The organism is Solidesulfovibrio fructosivorans JJ] (assembly GCF_000179555.1).
Taxonomy (GTDB): Bacteria; Desulfobacterota; Desulfovibrionia; order Desulfovibrionales; family Desulfovibrionaceae; genus Solidesulfovibrio; species Solidesulfovibrio fructosivorans.
Map to the genome: position 1 here is coordinate 19,288 of NZ_AECZ01000040.1, position 17,595 is coordinate 36,882.

Here is a 17,595-nt window from a genome sequence, read left to right on the forward strand (position 1 = left end):
GTGAAAGAGTTTTGCCGGGGTCATGGCAAGTCAGGAAGCCGGAGTCAAGCCGCAACAGATGAAAATCTGTTACGCTTTTTCGAGCGATTACAACCAGAGGCTCCCGTCGAACTGGTCGATGAGCTTGCGGTGGCCGGCCGGGAAGGCATAGCCGGCCAGTTCGTCCGGGCGTACCCAACGGCTTTGCTGGGCGGCGGTCAGTTCCGGAGTGGGAAGAGCATTTCCGTTGCTTTCGCCGGCAAGGCGCAACAGGAAGCAATGCAGGGTCACGCGAAAGGTGGTGTAGCCGTGACGGATGACGGCCAATTTGGTCGCCACTTCCGTGGCAAAGGCCGTTTCCTCGCGAAATTCCCGCACCACGGCCGCTTGCGGCGTCTCGCCGGGCTCGATGCGCCCGCCCGGAAATTCCCACAGATTGCCCCAGGCCCCCTTGGCCAGCCGTTTCTGGATGAAGATGCGGTCGGCATGGAGCAGCACGCCCGTGGCCACGTTAAGTGGTGTGATGTCCTTGGCCTTGGTGAGCACCGGCCGGTCGCTAACGATGCCGAGGTGCTTCGCCTGGCAGGCCCCGGCGATGGGGCAGGCGGCGCAGTCGGGATTTTTGGGCCGGCACACCAGCGCCCCGAATTCCATGAGCGCCTCGTTGTATTCCCGGGCCCGGCTGGACGGCAAAAGCGCCCGGGCGATCTCCATGACCCTGGTCTTGCCGGCCGGTTCCTTGACCGGCACGTCGATGTCGCAGGCCCGGGCCAGGACGCGCTGCACGTTGGCGTCCACGGCCACGGCGTCGCGTCCGAAGGCGATGCTGGCGACAGCCCCGGCCGTGTAGTCGCCGATGCCGGGCAGGGCGCGGATGGCCGCAAGCTCGCCCGGGAAAACACCGCCATGCGCGGTCATGATCCGCTTGGCCGCGGCGTGCAGGTTCCTGGCCCGGCTGTAGTAGCCGAGCCCTTCCCAGGCCTTGAGCACGGCGTCTTCGGGCGCGTCGGCCAGGGCGGCGATGTCCGGAAACAGCTCCATGAACCGGTTGAAGTAGGAAACCACGCGGTCCATCTGGGTCTGCTGGGCCATGATCTCGGAGACCCAGACGGCATAGGGATCGTAGGCGCGTCGCCAGGGCAGGTCGCGCTTATTGGCCGCGAACCAGTCCAGCAGCAGGGGAATAAAGGCGTTTTGTTCGGTCATGTTTCCCTCGGTCGGGGCCAAGGACCCCGCACGCGCCCTGCCATATAACCGATCGGGCCGCGAGAAAAGCCCGGCGCATTGCCAAGACTTGGACTTTCGGGGATAACCGAAGGGAAAAGATATGGTGCGGGGAGGCGCGGATGCGAAAGATCCTGGCCGGTTGCCTGGGGGTATGGCTGGTGTTGGTTCTGGTTGGGACGGCCTTGGCCGCAAGCGGCGATATTCCGCCGGCACTGGCGCCCTGGGAGGGATTCGCCCTGCACGGCGCGGCGGAAAAGCTGTGCCCGCCGCGCGGCAACGACGCCAAGGCGCGCATCTGCCTCTTTCCGGCCAGCTTGACCTTCGACGTGACCGAAGGCGGGGCGGATTTTTCCTTGCGGGCGCGGCTGTTCGACGAGAGCGCCGTGCCCTTGCCCTTCGCGCCGGGCGTGTGGATCGAGAAAGCCACGATCGGCGGCAAGAACGTTCCGGTGGTTACGGGCGAAGAAGGCCCCCAGGTTTGGCTTGCGGCCGGGGAATACGACATCACCGGCCGTCTGGCCTGGAACAAGGAGCCCGAGGGCCTCGTCCTGCCGGCCGGCGTCGGGCTGGTGCGCCTGTCGCGCCGGGGCGTTGCCGTGCCGGTTGCCGTGTCCCCGGCCGGGGAGCTGCGCCTTGGCGGGCCGGATGCGGCCAAACCCGTGGCCAACAGCGAACATGTCCGGGTGTTTCGACTTCTGGCCGACGGCGTGCCCATGACCGTGACCACCCTTTTTCGCCTCGACGTTTCGGGGTTGGCCCGGTCCATAACCCTGGCCGGGGCCGTGCCGCCCGGGGCTTTCCCCCTGGCCGTGCGCGCGCCGGTCGCGGCGTCACTTGGCCCGGACGGTTCCCTGGTCCTCGATGCCGGGCCGGGGCGCTACGACGTTGAGGTTACGGCGCGCTATCCCGGGCCGGTCGGGAAAATAGGGCCGATCGCCACGCCTTACGGCCGGGAAATCTGGTCGTACAGGGCCGATCCGAACCTGCGCCAGACCCGGGCCGAGGGACTGGCGGCCATCGATCCCAAGACCGCCGACGTCCCGGAGGATTGGAGAAGCGATCCCGCCTTTGCCGTCACCGCCGGCGCGCATCTCGCCATCCGCGAACTCGGCCGGGGCGTGCCCACGGGCCGCGACGCCCTCAATTTGCGGCGCGAGATGTGGCTCGATTTTTCGGGTAAAGGGCTAAGCGTCCGCGACAACGTGAGCGGGGAAAACCGTTCGGCTTGGACGCTTTCCCTGCTGCCGCCCGGAGAGCTCGGCCGGGTGGTCATGGACGGGCGCGACCAGCCCGTGGTGCTTGTTGGCGGCAAGGACGCGCGCGGGGTGGAGCTGCGCACGGCGCATCTGTCCCTTGCGGCCCATTCCCGCTACCCCGACGCCGGGGCCGCCATCCCGGCCGGCGGCTTTGACCGTGAGTTCGAGCGCATAACGACCCGGCTCAACCTGTCTCCGGGCTGGGGACTTTTGGCGGCTTTTGGCCCGGACACGGTGCGCGGCGGCCTTTTGTCGCCGTGGTCGCTGCTCGACCTGTTTCTGGTTTTTTTGCTGGTCGTGGTCGCCGTGGGGCTGCGCGGGCCCCTTGCCGGCGCGACGCTCGGCGTCTTTCTGCTTCTTTCCTGGCATGAGCCGGACGCTCCGACCGCTGTCTGGCTGTTTGTCCTGGCCGGGGCCGGGTTGCTGCGGCTGGCCGGGGAGGGGGGGCGCTTTGCCGGCAGGCCGGGTTTTCACCGCTTCGCCGTGGTCTTTTTCGGATTTTCCCTGTTGACCCTGATCGTGACGTCCATTCCCTTTGCCGCCGACCAGTTGCGCCGGGCCGTGGCGCCGCAAATCGGTCAGCCCGTCTTCCCGGGCTCGCCGGAGCCGCGCCTTGCCGGGGGCAGGCCGCCCGCGCCGGCTCCCTCGGTCGCGCCCCGGACCTTTGCCCGCAAGAAATCTCTCGAAAACGCCCCGGCCCTGCTGGAGATGGCCGTGGCCCCTGAAGCGCGGGACGCGGCCGGGGGCGGGGGGCGCCTCGAATTCGACCCCAATGCCGTGATCCAGACCGGACCGGCCATGCCGGACTGGCATTTCGCCGCCGTGACCATGGAATGGAAAGGCCCCGTGGCCAAGGGGCAGATCATGCGCCTTGTTTTCGTGCCGCCTTTCGTGTCCTCGCTTCTGGGGTTCGCCCGGGTGGCGTTTCTGGGGCTGGCCCTGTTTTTCCTTTGCGACCGCGCCCGGCTGCGTCGCTCCCGCAACCTGGGCCGGTCAGCCGTGGCTGGCCTGGCGTTGCTCGTAGGGGTGGCGGGCATGTCGCAGCGCTGCCTCGCCGGGGATTTTCCGGACAAGGCGCTTTTGGACACGCTGCGCGACCGGTTGACCGAGCCGGCCCGGTGTTTGCCCCATTGCCTTGGCGGCTCCGGCCTTGACGTGCGCCTGGAGGATGGGCGGCTTAACATCGTAAGCCTTGTCGATGCCGCGGCCCGCGTCGCCGCGCCGCTTCCGGCCGTGTCCGAGAACTGGCGGCCGGATGCCGTGCGCGTCGACGGCGCACCCGGCGCGACGCTTGTTCGGGACGGGGATTCGCTGTTCGTGCTGCTCGAACCCGGCCGACACGAGGTGGCGCTCACCGGGCCGGCCCCGACGGCGGTGTCCTTTCGCATCACGCCCGGCTTGACGCCGCCAGGGCGGGTGCGGATACGCGCGCCGGGTTACCGGACACGGGGACTCGACAGCCTGGGCGGACTTTCCGGGCCGCTGGAGCTGACCCGGGCCGAGCCGTCCGCCGCCGGTTCCGGAGGGGATACGCCGATCGCCGACATCCCTCCCTTTTTCGAGGTGACCCGGGCCCTTCGCTTTGGCCTGGCCTGGGAAGTGGAAACCGTGGTGCGCAGGCGTTCGCCGCATGGCGGCGCGGTGGTGGCCTCGGTGCCGCTTTTGCCGGGCGAGATGCCGGATACGGCCGGCGTGACGGTGAAAGACGGCCTGGCCGAAGCGCCCTTTGCCGCCGGCCAGGAGCGCGTCAGCTGGCGCTCGCACATAAGCCCGGCCGGCAAGCTTGTCCTGACCGCGCCCAACGGGGCGGATATGGTCACGACTTGGACCGTCGAGGCCGCGCCCTTTTACGACGTGACCTTCCAGGGCCTGCCTCCCGTCGGCATCGTTGCCGCAAACGGCTCTTGGCGGCCGCGTTTCGCCCCTTGGCCGGGCGAAACCCTCACCTGCGACATCCGCCGTCCCGAGGCCGCGCCCGGGGAAACGCTCACCATCGAGCGCGCCGCGCTCACCGTGCGACAGGGCCGGCAGATGCGCGACAGCGAATTGTTCCTGACCTTCCGTTCGGCCAAGGGCGCGCGCCATGCCGTGCGTCTGCCGACCGGGGCGGAAGTGACGCGCCTGGCCGTCGCCGGTCGCGAGACGCTGCCCACAGGCAAGGACGGGGCGGTGGGCTTCGCCTTGCCGCCGGGCGTTACCGACGTGTCCCTGCGGTTTCGCGAGCCCGTTGGCACGGGCACGGTCCTGCGCACCCCGGCCCCGGATCTGGGGCTTCCCGCCGCCTCGGCCCGCACGCGGCTCGTTTTGCCGTCGGATCGCTGGCTGGTCGGGGTCTTTGCCGATACCCGCCTCGGTCCGGCCGTGCTCTACTGGGGCTGGCTGGCCGTGGTTGTGGCGCTGGGCCTGCTGCTTGCCGCTATTCCCGGCACGCCGCTTTCGCGCTGGCAGTGGTTTGTCTATGCCCTGGGCCTGTCCCAGGCCACGCCGCTGGGGTTCGTTTTGGCCACGGGCTGGCTGGCGGCCCTTGCCTGGCGGCGGCGCGCTGTGTTTCCCGGGACGTTTTCCTTCGACGCCGTCCAGGTGCTGTTGGCGCTTCTGGTATTGGCCGGGTTGGCCGGGCTTTACGACATCCTCGACGCCGGCCTCCTCGGCCTGCCGCGCATGCAGGTGGCCGGGAACGGTTCCACGGCCACGGAACTGGTCTGGACCTGGGGCCGGGTGGCCGGCACGTTGCCGGCGGCGACCGTCGTATCCGGGCCCATGGCCGTTTTCCGCGCCCTGATGCTGGCCTGGGCTTTGTGGCTGGCCTGGTTGCTGCCGCGCTGGCTGCGTTGGGGATTTGACAGTTTCACCATGGACGGCGGCTGGCGGGCGCTGCGGTTTTCCTGGAAACGCTCCGGACGCAACCGTCAGGAAAAGGACGCTAAGCAAGAGGAAAATCTACCATAAGGCGGGGTGGCCTTTTGGTGGGCAGGGGCGGGTGAAGATGCGCGGGTGTCGGCATGTTTCTTGGATGCTTACTTCCCGCCGCGTTTATCGCGGCGGGAGGACGGCCATGGATGCCAGACATTGCTGCTTGTGCGGCCGATTGATCGGCCACTGGGAATTTTACGCCAGACGGACGGAAGGAAAAATTTGCAGCCGGTGCGTCCTTGATCGGGGAATCCCGTTTTCGGGAAGGTTGTCCCGCAACGCCATGCGGCGGTCCAGAATTCACCAAGTACTTGCCGGGAAAGAATATTTTCTTCACTAGCCGGGTTGGCAAGCTCCTCGATACCGGTTTTGCCATTGTCTACCGGATCTGCTAGAAACCCACTTGTTCAGTTTTGCACAAAACGGAAGAAGGGGAAAGACGTCCATGCAGCTCACCACGCGCAGTCGTTACGGCCTGCGCATGCTCCTCGATATCGCCCTGCACGGGGGCGAACGTCCGGTCCGAATCCAGGATATCGCCAAGCGCCGCAATATTTCCGTGAAGTATTTGGAGCAGTTGATACGTGCGCTCAAAAAAGCCGGTTTCATCAACAGCAAGCGCGGCCCGCGCGGCGGCCACGTCCTGGCCATGCCGCCCGAGGAGATCCGGGTGGGGGATGTGGTCCGGGCCCTGGAAAGCCGGCCCGAGTTGACCGAGTGCGTGGGCAACCCCGAGACTTGTTTGATCGCGGGGGATTGCGTCACCCGCCGGATTTGGGCCAGGGCCACGGAGAGCCTTTTCCGCGAGCTCGACGCCATACGGATTGCGGACATGCTGGATCAGGCCCAGAAAGCCGAAATTCTGGGCCTGCCCTGCTGCTGACCGCCGGCTGTGGGGCTTGACTGGCCGACGGGGAAGATATCCCGCCGACTTCCTTTTGTTATTTGATGATTCGTCCGGTCCGCGCCGTCACAGGGCGAAGCGCAAGCCGGGCACGGCCGGGATGAGCCCAAGCTCGCGGCAGTGCTCGGCGAAATAGATAAGGCTCGCCCGGGCCGCCGCGTCGAAATCGTAATTGACCACCCGCAGATAGGCGAGCAAGGCCCCGGGGCCGATCCAATCCGGCCGCGAAGGCGCGCCCACCAGTTCCGCCAAGGTCCGGGGCAGGGCGGCATTTATGGCCAAAAGCCGCTCATGCATCCGGCGAAGGCCCGACAGGCCCTTGCCGGCCAGTCCCTCCCGCACGATCCACAAGGCGAAGACGAACGGCGTGCCGGCGTATTCGAGCCAGGCTTGGCCGAGGTCCGTCACGTGCCAGCCGTCCGGCGCGTCGAGAAAACGGGCCAGCGCCAGATCGCCGATCTCCACAAAGGGCTTCCCCGTGGCCAGCCCGGTTCCGGGCGGCACGGTCTCGAAACGGACCTCCGGGAACTTCCAGGCAAAGCGCCACAAGACCTTGAGCAGCGCGTTGGAACTGGCCGAGGCGCCGGACAGGAGCACCGGATCGCCGGTGCGGGCGAGATGCGTCGGGAGTTCGGCCAGGGGTACCGGCGAGAGCAGCAACACGCTTTGGATCGGGCCCGTGGCCGCCCGGATGCACAGATCCGGCAGCAGTGTGAAGGCTTCGGGTTTGGCCAGGTAGGCGAAGGCCGAGGCCGGGGCGGCGTCGATGTCCCCGGAAGCGAGGGCGGCGTTTAACGCCGAGGGATGCCCGGGCACGTAGCGGATGTCCGGGCCTTCGGGAAAGGCCGGAACGAGCGCTTCGTAAAGCGGCCAGACGTTCAGGTAAGCGATGCGGCCAAGGCGCAGGGGGCCGTTGTCCTCGTGCGGCATGGGGGACTCCTTGGATAAAAAACGGCCCCGAAGGTATTCCCCCCGGGGCCGACAGGCAAGGCGAAATCCGGTGAACTAGGCGAGCTGGGCGAGCAGGGTCTCTTTGATGGAGTCGATGGTGCCTTCGCCGTTGAGCTCGATGTACTTGGTTTTGCCCTTGGCGGCCAAATCCTTGTAGAAGTAGGCGGCGGCCAGGGTGCCGGTCTTGGTGTCGTAATAGATGTCGTGGCGCTTGCCGATGGCGCCCTCGTCCTGGTCGTCGGCGCGGGTCTTGAGGTCGCCGCCGCACACCCGGCACTTGTCGCCGTTGGGCTTGATGGCGTCGATGAAGATGTTGTTGGGATGGTTGTTGTCATTGACGCAAAGGCGGCGGCCCATGATGCGGTTCTTGGCGACCTCGCGGGGCAGCAGGATCTCGATGACGTAATCGAGCCCCATGCCTTCCTTCTGCAGGGCGTCCCAGAGCTTTTCGGCCTGGACCATGTTGCGGGGGAAGCCGTCGAGCAGCCAGCCGCCCGCGCCTTTGGCCTTGAGCGTCTCGAGAATCATGGGGATGGTGATCTCGTCCGGGACCAGCTCGCCCTTGTCGATGAAGCTCTTGGCTTTCTTGCCGAGTTCGGTGCCGCCGCCGATATGTTCGCGGAAGATCGCCCCGGACTCGATGTGGGCCAGATTATACTTCTTTTTCACCAGGGAACCCTGGGTGCCCTTGCCGCTGCCATTGGGACCGAAGATAAGGATATTCACCGGGACTGCCTCCATGTTTGATTTTTCACAATCGGCTTCACTACCCTCCGGGACAAGCCCTGTCAATGGCTCCGCCGGTTTTCCCTCGTCCCCGATCCGCCCGATTTCAGGCGGAAAACGAGTGCCCGGCGGCCGATCCGGGCCGTCTTGCCGCCGGGAAACTGGAACACCCGTCCGGTGGCGCGTTTGGCCACGGCCGCGTCCAGGCTGAAAAGCGTCTCGGCCAGGGCCTGCCCCGGGCCGCAGGCGCGAAGCGCCCGGCGGTAGAGCCGCAGGCGCAGGGCGGGATGCAGCCCGGCAAGCGTCTCCATGGGAAGCGCGGTCGGGTCCGGGAAGTCGGGCAGGGAGGCCTCGAGGAAGTCCTCGTCGATTCTCGCCTGTCGCCAGAGCCTGGCAACGGCTTCGCCATGGCGCGGGTTTTCGGCGGCGATACGCGGCAGGATGTCGTTGCGGACCCGGTTTCTCCGGTAGGCCGGATCGTTGTTGGACGGGTCGCGGACAACGGGAAGGGAGAGGGCGTCGGCGAAGGCCTCGATGTCGCTTCTGGGCGTCATAAGCAGCGGGCGCAGGATGCGCCGCGACGGATCGAGGGCCGCCATGCCGCCGAGCCCCGGCCAGCCCGTGCCCCGGATAAGCCGCATGATCTGGTCTTCGGCCAGGTCGTCGCGCTGGTGCCCGAGGGCCGTCCAGGCGTTGGGGCGCGCCCCGCGAAGTTCCTCGAAGAACGCGTAGCGGGCGAGACGGCCGGCGTCTTCCAGGCCGATGCCGCGCTCCCGGGCCAATCCGGCCACATCCGCGCGGCGTTCGTGAAAAGGGATGTTCCAGGCGGCGCAAAAGGCCTCGGCATCGGCCGCTTCGGCGGCGGATTCGGGGCGCAGGCCGTGGTCGACGTGGGCGGCTTCGAGATGGGCCCCCAAACGTGGGGCCAGAACCGTCAAAACGGCAAGAAGGACAACGGAATCCGGTCCCCCCGAAAAGCCGACGATCCAGGTCGCGCCGCAGGGATCGTGGCCGCACTCCCCCACGAGAAATTCCTCCACGCCAAGGCACAGCAAGGCTTGCCTTCGGGGAAGGGCGTCGAGGCGCGGCCGCGCGCCCCGCGGCGCGGACCGGTTCGAGGCGGGGGGCATCCGGGCCGGATCAGACCGGAATGTCGAGTTCCCGGATGAAGTTGTCCAGGAAGTCGATCATCTGTTGGCGCTGTTCGGTGGTGCAGTAGCTGATGCAGGAACAGCGCAGCTTGCCCCGGCCGCGCACGAGCAGTTCGAGCTTGAGCCAGTTGCGGCCTGTCTCGAGGATGAGCATGTATGGGCCGCATTCGCCGTAATGCTGCTGCTGCTCGTCGTTTAACATCTCCTGGGGAAAGGGGATGTAGTAGATGTGGTCGAGAGGGCCTTTGAAGCCTTTCTCGGCCAACTGCCGCTCGATGATCTCCATGTTGTCGGCGGAGACTTCGTCTATCAGGTAGGATCGCATGGGTTACTCGCTTGTATCCGTCGCATCGGGGTTGGGGGTCTTTTCCCCGCCCAGGGGCGGTTTCCGGTCCGCGTGGGCGTCGTCCGGCGTCTGTTCGCGGTCCAGGTTGTACATGCGGCGGGTGAGGTCGATGAACCTGTCCCCCTTTTCTTCCCTGGCCCGGCGTTTGAGAAAAACGATGGGTTCGTGGAGGAGCTTGTGGCTGATGGACAAAGACAGGGTCTCGATGGCCCGGCGGGTCTCGTCGGAAACGTCCGGACCCAGGCGGCGCAGGGTCTTGTGCAGTTCCCGGCGGGCGATATCCTCCCCGGTTTGCAGCAGGTCCACGATGGTCGGCTTGACGTCCAGGGACTTGAGCCATTCGCCGAAGCGTTCCACCTGGAGCCGGATGATGTCGCGGGCCCGGGCCGCTTCCTCGCGACGCTGGGCCAGGTTTTCCTCCACGACTTCCTGGAGGTCGTCGATGTCGTACAAATACACGTTGTCCAGACTGTTGACGTCGGGGTCTATATCGCGCGGCACGGCGATGTCTATAAAAAACATCGGCTTGTGCTTGCGGGCCTTGAGCACGCCCCGCATGTCCCTGGCCTTCAAAATGACATGGGGCGCGCCAGTGGAGCTGATGACGATGTCCACCTCGGGCAGGCGCGACGCGAACTCCTCGAAGGCCACCGGACGGCCCTTGAACCGCGCCGCCAACTCCTCGGCCCGGGCATAGGTCCGGTTGGCCACCAGGATCTCGGAGACGCCGGCGTTGAGAAGATGCAGCGCCGCCAGCTCCGCCATTTCGCCGGCTCCCACGAGCATGGCCTTCTTGCCGGCCATCTCCCCGAAAATGCGCTTGGCCAGCTCCACCGCCGCATAGCTGATGGAAACGGCGCTGGCGCCGATGCCCGTGGCCGTGCGCACCTTTTTGGCCACGGAAAAGGCTTTGTGGCACAGCCGGTTGGTGATCACTCCCGCCGTGTTGCAACTGACGGCGTGGCGGTAGGCCGCCTTGAGCTGCCCCAGGATCTGCGGCTCGCCGAGGACCAGTGAATCCAGGCCCGAGGCCACGCAGAAAAGGTGCTCCACGGCGTCAAGGCCCTGGTGCTCGTAGAGGTGCGGGGCGAGGGCGGCCTGATCCTGGCCGCAGTATTCGGCCCAGGCGTCGAGGACGACGGGCCTCACGTCGCGGCCGGGGGCGTCGGCAACGACCACCTCCACCCGGTTGCAGGTGGAGAGCACGAGGGCTTCGCGCAGGCGGGCGTCGCCGCGCACCAGAAGTTCGCCGAGTTTGGGGCGGTCGCCCAGGGCGAACGCCTCCCGGACATCAACGCCGGCGGTCTTATGGTTGAGTCCGAACAGGTATATTTGATGCTCCATCGATATATCGCGCGAAACTATGGTGTGTGGGCACAAAAAAGTTGATGACAAGCAACGACACGAGGGTCAGGCAGGATATCCAGATGGCCAGTTTCGCGGTCTTGCGCCCCCGCCAGCCGATAAACAGGCGCTGATGGAACAGGAAGGCGAAAAGCAGCCAGACGCAAATAGCGATGATCTCCTTGGGATCGTAGGAAAAAATACGGTTCCAGGTGAGTTTGGCCCAGATGAATCCCGACAACAGGCCGATGGTGTAGAGCGGAAAGCCGGCGGCCACGGCCCATCGGTTGACCGTGTCGCAGGTGGAAAGCGCGGGCAGGGCCTTGGAAAAGCCCGAAAGCTTTTCCTTGGTCTTGATCTTGCGCTCCAGGTACAGATAGGCCAGCCCCGCGCCGCAAGCCATGGCGAGGAGGCTTATGGCCAGAAACAGCGCCCCGATATGTAGCCCGAAGAAGAGTCCGCCCAGGGCCTTGGGCAGCGGCATGCGCTGGGCCGTGACCGCCTGGGACGAGAGGAACAGAAACAAGGCCAACGGCGCGGCCAAGAGCCCGAGCATCTCGAGCCGCAGCCGCCACCAGAGGAAAAGGCAGATGAGAAGCAGGCTCCAGGCGAGCAGGCTGAAGTAGAATTCGCCCAGGAGCAGGGCCGCGCCGCCTTCGGTGGCCAGCAGCGCGACAAGATCCACGGTGTGCAGGGCGAAGCCGGCCACGGTGAGGCTCTCGCCCGCGCGACGAAGCGGCCGCCTGCCCGAAACCACGCCTAGCAAGTGCAGGGTGGCTCCGAAAAAGTACGCGGCCAGGACCAGGACGAAAAGAACGTTAAGCGCCGGCATGGGCAAGGGCTCCCGAGACCAGCCCGCTGGCCTCGCCGTGCAGGGACGCGGGCAGGAAGTCCCGCAGCACGGCCTCGGCGGCGGCCGCGTCGCCGCGCTTCAAGTCCTCGATCAGGCTCGAGTTGACCAGTTCACGAAAAATTCTGGAATTCTCGGTTGTTCCCAGGCCAAGCCCCAGCACCATGGGCCGCAGGGTGCTCATGAGCACAAGCAAGGCGCCGTATTCCGAGCCGAGAAACTCCCCCAGTCCCTGTCGGATCTTGCGGGCCAGGGCCGGCGAGCCGCCGCCCGTGGAAATGGCCACGGTAAGGTCGCCCTGGGTATAGAGCGCCGGCACGATGAAGCTGCATTTCTCCGGCTGGTCCACGATGTTGCACAAGATGCCGCGTTTTTCGCATTCCCGGCTGATTTCCCAATTGAGCGCCTCGTCGTCGGTGGACGCGATGACCAGGAACCGGCCGTCGAGGTCGGCGGGGGCAAAGGGGCGACAGGCGAAAACCACGGCCGGGTGGGCGAGCGCCTCGGCACAGGATTCGTCCGGGGCGATCATGTCGAGAACCAGGATTTCCGCCGCGCCGCAGGCGGCAAGCGTGGCGATCTTGCGCCGGCCGACCTGGCCCGCGCCCACCACAAGGCACCGTTTACCCTGCAGATTGACGTAAATAGGATAATACCGCATGGATGATTCCTATAACAGAAGAAGATTGGAACCGGAAAGGTATTTTTTTCACATGTATTTTCCAGTTCATTGAACGCGGTGCAAGGTATGGCGCGTTTTCTCGTTTTGCAACTGGCCCGTCTGGGGGACCTCGTTCAGACCCGGCGGCTGCTGTCCGGGCTCGACCGCGCGGCCCGGCGCACCGGCGGCGAGGTGCATCTGGCCGTGGACCACTCCCTGGCCGCCCTGGCGGCGCGGCTTTATCCCTTTGCCGTGGTCCACGGGCTGCCGGCCCATGGGGCGGCGGGGCTTAATCCCCTGGCCGCGACCGGGCGGGTGCTGGCTAGCCGACGGGAGTTCGCCGCGCTGGCCGAGCTTGGCTTCGACAAGGTCTTTTGCCTCAATTTTTCGCCGCTCGGCATGGCGGTCGCCGCCATGTTTCCCCCCGAGGTCCAGCGCGGCTACCGGCAAAGCGCCGGCCAGGCCGACAAGGACCCGCTGTTGCGCCTCATCTTTCGGCTGGCCCGGGACCGGCGGGGCGGCGGCATCAATCTGGCCGACATATGGGCCCATCTCGACGACGATCCCGTGCCGTCGGAAACGGTCAACCCGCAAGCCGCGCCACGGGGCGGGGGGCTCGGCGTGGCCCTGGCCGGGCGCATGGCCCGCCGGTCGCTTCCCCCCGAGGTGCTGGCATCGGTCGTGCGCACCCTGTACCTGGCCTCGGGAGCCGGGCGGGTGCTTCTTTTCGGCACCGCCTCCCAGGCCGGCGAGGCCAGGGCGCTTTTGCGCAAGCTCGACCCCCACGTGCGGGACGCCTGCCGGGATATGACCGGCAAAACCGATTTGCACGATCTTGTCGAGGCCGTATCCTCCCTCGACCGGCTGGTGACGCCCGATACCGGGGCCATGCATCTGGCCGCCTTTTACGGCGTGCCGGTGACGGCCTTTTTTCTGTCCTCGGCCTGGTGCCATGAAACCGGCCCGTACGGCGTCGGGCACACGGTCTGGCAGGCCGTGACCCCGTGCGCGCCCTGTCTGGAATCCGCGCCGTGCGGGCATGGACTTGCCTGCCTGCCGCCCTTTGCCGACCCGGGCTTTGCCCGGACGCTTGCCGGATCGACCAAAGCCGCGCCGCCGGCCGGTCTCGTCGGCATGGCCACGACCTGCGACGCCCTTGGGGCGCTGTGCCGGCCGGTATGCGGGGAAGACCCGACCGAGCGGGCGCGCGCCGCCTTTCGCGCTTTTCTCACGCGGCGGCTGACCCCGGTGGTGGCGGACGCGGAACTTGGCCACGAGTTGGCCCAATCCTCTTATCTGGAAACGGACTGGGTGTTGCCGCCCGTTGGACGGCCCCTGGCCGGGGAGTGGTGATCGCATGGATTTCGGGCGGGCGCTGCGCATCTTGATCGTGTTGCCCATGTACGGGGGCTCGCTTCCCATCGGCCGGCATTGCGCCACGGCCTGCGCCGGGCTGGGGCACGTGGTCGAAACCTTCGAGGCGCCGGATTTCTACGGGGCTTTCTCTGCTCTCAAGAACTTGCGCGTGACGTCCGACCGCCTGGAATACCTGGAGAACAGCTTTCTCCAGGTGGTGTCCCAGGCCGTTTGCGCCAAGGTGGAAACCTTCGGCCCGGATCTGGTCCTGGGGCTCGCCCAGGCCCCGCTGTCGCGACAGGCCTTGAAACGCCTGCGCCGCGACGGCGTGCGCACGGCCATGTGGTTTGTCGAGGACTTCCGGCTTTTCACCTATTGGGAGGCCTTCGCGCCTTTTTACGACGTCTTCGCCGTGATCCAGAAGGAGCCGTTTCCGGAAAAGCTCGCCGCCATCGGCCAGGAAAACGCGCTCTACCTGCCCCTGGCCGCCGATCCGGCCGTGCACCGGCCGCTGGAGCTTTCCCCCGTGGACAGGCGCATTTACGGGGCCGAGGTGTCGTTTATGGGCGCGGGCTATCCCAACCGCCGCCTCGCCTTTGCCGAACTGCTCGACTTCGACCTCGGCATCTTCGGCAATGAGTGGGACGGGGATACCCGCCTGGCCCCCCATGTGCGCCTTTCGGGACGGCGTTTGTCCACCGAGGAGACGGTCAAGGTTTTCAACGCCGCCACGATTAACCTCAATTTGCACTCGAGCATCGGCGTGGAAAGGCTCGTGCCGGGGGGCGATTTCGTCAATCCCCGCACCTTCGAGCTGGCCATGTGCGGCGCGTTTCAGCTCGTCGACGAGCGCGCGCTGTTGCCGGAGCTTTTCGCGGACGACGAATTGGCCCGATTCGGGAGCCTCGACGAACTCAAGGAGCGCTTGAGCTATTACCTGGCCAGGCCCGAGGAACGGGCGGCCTTGGCCGGGCGCGCCAGACGCCGCGCCCTGGCCGACCATACCTACGCGGCCCGCATGGAAACGCTTTTCGCCTTTACGGCCGAGCGCTTCCCGGGCTGGCCGGCGCGCAAGCGGGAGGATGCGGCGCTTTCGGGACTGCCGCCGGAGCTCCGTGAGGAGCTCTCGACCCTGCTTGGGGAACTGTCCCTGCCAGCCGACGTGTCCTTCGACGATCTCATCTGGGCCGTGCGCGCCCGCCAGGGGCGGCTCTCGCCGCTCGAGACCTCCCTGCTGTTTCTCGACGAATGGCGCAAGCAGTATAGTCATTAGAAGGATGGGGAATGCGAGAGGGGAAACCCTTTGAAAAGGGTTTCCCCTCTCGCGCTCTCCCTTTCTGAAACTTTCAACCGTGACGGATGTTGTGCGGACAGCATCCTGTTATTCGGAAAGCGAGGTTTTCCGCAGGCAACCTTTAACGGCTATGACTACCGCTTAATCTCCAGGGCCTTTTGCATCATCTCGTCGGCTGTGGTCACCACTTTGGAGTTGGACTGGAAGGCGCGTTGCAGGGTGATGAGGTTGACCATTTCCGTGGCCATGTCGACGTTGGACGATTCGAGGGTGTAGCCCGAAACGCTGTCGAACACGCCGGAATTGGCCCGTCCGAGGCTCGCGTCACCCGATTCCTTGGTGGCGGAGAGCAGGTTGTTGCCTTCCCGGTACAGATCGGTGGGGTTGACGAAGTCCGCCAGGCCCACGACGAACAGCTCGATGGTCTGCCCGTTGGAAAATGTCCCCGAGATCACGCCGTTTTCATCCACGCTGGTGCTGAGGAGCGTGCCCGAGGCATAACCGTCCTGTGTGGAGGAAGCGGTATAAGAAGAGGTGGAGTAGTTGGAGGTGCAGGTGGCGGCGTTTTTGGTATTGGCGCTGTTGAAGCCTGCGTTGGCGCTGGTCAGGGTGCCGATGTCGGCGGCGGTGGCGGGGGCGCTGGCGCTCCAGCTGGCATTGGAGGACGACAGGCCGTCTTTGTAAACAATGGGTTGGCTGGACAAGATGTTGGAAGAGTTGGAGGCCGAACGGAACGTGGCGTTCAGTTTCGGGTTTCCTGAACCGTCGAGGCTGGCCTGGGTCCAGGAGGCCAGATCGGTGGGATCGCTCCCGGACGGGGTGAAGGCGGTTTCATTCTCCAACTCGCCCTGGGCGGAGAAGGTAAGGGTGCCGATCATGAGAACGCCGGCCTTGCTCGTGCCGCTGGTGGTGGAGCTGCCGTCGTCCTCCGGCGGCATCGTCACCATGTATTCCCAATATTCCTTGCCGTTTTCATCCGACACCTTGGAGTAGTAGGTCGTGAGAGTGTGGGTGCCGCCCTCGGAATCGTAAACCTTGATGGGGGCCGAGTAGGCGGTGTTGGAGATGGGCGGGCTGTTGTCGGCGTTGTACCTTTTGAACATGCTGAAATAGGGATCGGTGGCGTCGAGGGTCCCGGGTTCGGTCTGGCCGTCGAGGTTGGTGATCATGGTGACGGCGCTCGTGGCCTGGGCCGCCGAAGTGTAATCCTTGATCTGGATGTCGGTCAGAGTTCCGGTGGTCGGGACCTGGGACAAGACGGTGCCTGTGCGCTTGGCCGCGGTGACCGCGGTCTGATCCACGGCCCAGCCCTGGACGTTCAACCCCGTTTCGGTCGTCAGGTAGCCGTTGACATCGAAGTTGAAAGCGCCGTCCCGGGTATAATAGGTCTTATCGGTGCCGGGCTTCTTGACCACGAAATAGCCGCGCTCCCCGTTGATGGCCATGTCCATGGACTGGCTGGCGCTGATGGGGCTGCCAGTCGATGTGGTCATGGAGACGCTGCCGACCTGCACGCCGGTGCCGATCTGGCTGCCGTCGGAGGTCCCGCCGGCCATCTCGCTGATCATGTCGGCGAAGAGAAGCCGTGAGGACTTGTATCCCGTGGTCCCGGTATTGGCGAGGTTGTTGCCCGTGTTGGCGATGCCCGTGCTGTAGCTCAAAAGGCCCGACACGCCTGTCCAGATCGCGCTCATGATCCACCTTCCTTCTCGAGCGGGCGGCAGAAATTTCCCGTTTCCAGGCGACGGCGGGGGAGAAGAACGCTCCGTCCGCGACGCCAGCCGACTGCGGGGCCCATGCCAAGGGGCCGCAACCAGGGCGGATTTCCGCGTCGGCCAGCCGGGCGAAACAGAAGATTCGGGCTGGCGGCACGAGGGGAAATCCTTGCCGTCCGCCCAGGAGAATGCAGGAGCCGGGCCAGTCGGGCGCGCATGTCGACAGCAAGAAGGGCGTTTCGAGCGCAAAGTCCTTGACAGCCGGAGGGGGGAGTTTTAGATATTCTTTCCCGCACGACGCAAAGAGTGACGCTTTGGCGTCGATCCGGTGTCGGGCGGAATTTGAAAAAAAGGTGTTGACGGTTCCCGGAAGGGGACGTAGAAGCACCCTCCCACGTCACGGGCAACCGGGGACGCGGGCCGGGGGACGGACGGTTCTCCGGGGAGTTGAAAAAAAGTGTTGACGGCCCTGGCGACGGGGCATAGAAGCACTCCTCCGCGAGACGGGAAACCGGAACGCGGCCCGGGAAACGAACGGTTTCCCGGGAAGTTGAAAAAAGGTGTTGACGGCCCCGGCGACGGGGCGTAGAAACACCCCTCCGCGTGACGGGAAACCGGAACGCGGCCCGGAAGACAAACGGTTTTCCGGGTGACTTGAAAAAAAGTGTTGACGGGCCGGGAGCGAGCGGGTAAAGAATCCGACTCTGCTTCGGGAAGCCGGGCACGGTTCGAAAGCGCAAGCGATCGAACGAAGTTGAAAAAAAGTGTTGACGGGCCGCGCGGGGATGCGTAGAAGCACTCCTCCGCGACGGGAAGCCGGACACGGCCGGGCCGCAAACGGCGGCACGGAAAGTTGAAAAAAGATGTTGACACGGTGAGCGGACGGGAGTAACTACCCGGGGCTCACGACGGTTCGCCGAAT

13 protein-coding genes are annotated in these 17,595 nt (G+C 65.8%); 4 read left to right on the forward strand and 9 right to left on the reverse strand.

The window, feature by feature from the left end; translation table 11 throughout:
* Positions 1 to 87: 87 nt before the first annotated feature.
* Positions 88 to 1,185: an A/G-specific adenine glycosylase gene (mutY, locus tag DESFRDRAFT_RS18375; protein WP_005996467.1), complete on the reverse strand. Its 1,098-nt coding sequence runs from the start codon at positions 1,183 to 1,185 to the stop codon at positions 88 to 90.
* Positions 1,186 to 1,325: 140 nt separating this feature from the next.
* Here mutY and DESFRDRAFT_RS18380 point away from each other — a divergent pair, with 140 nt between their 5' ends.
* Positions 1,326 to 5,411: a hypothetical protein gene (locus DESFRDRAFT_RS18380; protein ID WP_005996468.1), complete on the forward strand. Its 4,086-nt coding sequence runs from the start codon at positions 1,326 to 1,328 to the stop codon at positions 5,409 to 5,411.
* A gap of 409 nt (positions 5,412 to 5,820) precedes the next feature.
* Entirely contained in the window at positions 5,821 to 6,258 is a 438-nt protein-coding gene (locus tag DESFRDRAFT_RS18385; RefSeq protein ID WP_005996469.1) for an RrF2 family transcriptional regulator, read from the forward strand.
* An 87-nt stretch (positions 6,259 to 6,345) separates the two neighbouring features.
* Here DESFRDRAFT_RS18385 and DESFRDRAFT_RS18390 read toward each other — a convergent pair whose 3' ends face one another.
* From DESFRDRAFT_RS18390 to DESFRDRAFT_RS18420, 7 genes are all read right to left on the reverse strand, one after another.
* Positions 6,346 to 7,209, reverse strand: a complete 864-nt coding sequence (locus DESFRDRAFT_RS18390) for a menaquinone biosynthetic enzyme MqnA/MqnD family protein (protein ID WP_005996470.1) — start codon at positions 7,207 to 7,209, stop codon at positions 6,346 to 6,348.
* A gap of 75 nt (positions 7,210 to 7,284) precedes the next feature.
* Positions 7,285 to 7,956: an adenylate kinase gene (locus DESFRDRAFT_RS18395; protein ID WP_005996472.1), complete on the reverse strand. Its 672-nt coding sequence runs from the start codon at positions 7,954 to 7,956 to the stop codon at positions 7,285 to 7,287.
* 62 nt (positions 7,957 to 8,018) lie between these two features.
* A complete protein-coding gene (gene tilS, locus DESFRDRAFT_RS18400) occupies positions 8,019 to 9,011 on the reverse strand; it encodes a tRNA lysidine(34) synthetase TilS (protein WP_005996473.1) in 993 nt (330 codons plus the stop codon).
* 85 nt (positions 9,012 to 9,096) lie between these two features.
* Complete coding sequence (locus DESFRDRAFT_RS18405) at positions 9,097 to 9,432, reverse strand: hypothetical protein (protein WP_005996474.1); 336 nt, start codon at positions 9,430 to 9,432, stop codon at positions 9,097 to 9,099.
* 3 nt (positions 9,433 to 9,435) lie between these two features.
* Positions 9,436 to 10,797 carry a glutamyl-tRNA reductase gene (gene hemA, locus DESFRDRAFT_RS18410; RefSeq protein WP_005996475.1) on the reverse strand — a complete coding sequence of 454 codons (1,362 nt, stop codon included), beginning with the start codon at positions 10,795 to 10,797 and terminating at the stop codon, positions 9,436 to 9,438.
* Positions 10,760 to 11,629 (reverse strand): cytochrome C assembly family protein, encoded by an 870-nt coding sequence (locus DESFRDRAFT_RS18415; protein ID WP_005996476.1) that lies wholly within the window; start codon positions 11,627 to 11,629, stop codon positions 10,760 to 10,762. Before DESFRDRAFT_RS18415 ends, hemA begins: the two co-directional genes overlap by 38 nt.
* On the reverse strand, positions 11,616 to 12,308 hold the full coding sequence (locus DESFRDRAFT_RS18420; RefSeq protein WP_005996477.1) for a precorrin-2 dehydrogenase/sirohydrochlorin ferrochelatase family protein: 693 nt from the start codon (positions 12,306 to 12,308) through the stop codon (positions 11,616 to 11,618). Before DESFRDRAFT_RS18420 ends, DESFRDRAFT_RS18415 begins: the two co-directional genes overlap by 14 nt.
* 87 nt (positions 12,309 to 12,395) lie before the next feature.
* Here DESFRDRAFT_RS18420 and DESFRDRAFT_RS18425 point away from each other — a divergent pair, with 87 nt between their 5' ends.
* Positions 12,396 to 13,661: a glycosyltransferase family 9 protein gene (locus tag DESFRDRAFT_RS18425; RefSeq protein WP_005996478.1), complete on the forward strand. Its 1,266-nt coding sequence runs from the start codon at positions 12,396 to 12,398 to the stop codon at positions 13,659 to 13,661.
* Between the two features lie 4 nt (positions 13,662 to 13,665).
* Positions 13,666 to 14,937, forward strand: a complete 1,272-nt coding sequence (locus DESFRDRAFT_RS18430; RefSeq protein WP_005996479.1) for a CgeB family protein — start codon at positions 13,666 to 13,668, stop codon at positions 14,935 to 14,937.
* A 155-nt stretch (positions 14,938 to 15,092) separates the two neighbouring features.
* Here the strand turns inward: DESFRDRAFT_RS18430 and DESFRDRAFT_RS18435 are convergent, their stop codons facing one another.
* Entirely contained in the window at positions 15,093 to 16,652 is a 1,560-nt protein-coding gene (locus tag DESFRDRAFT_RS18435; RefSeq protein ID WP_005996480.1) for a flagellar hook protein FlgE, read from the reverse strand.
* Between the last annotated feature and the right edge of the window lie 943 nt (positions 16,653 to 17,595).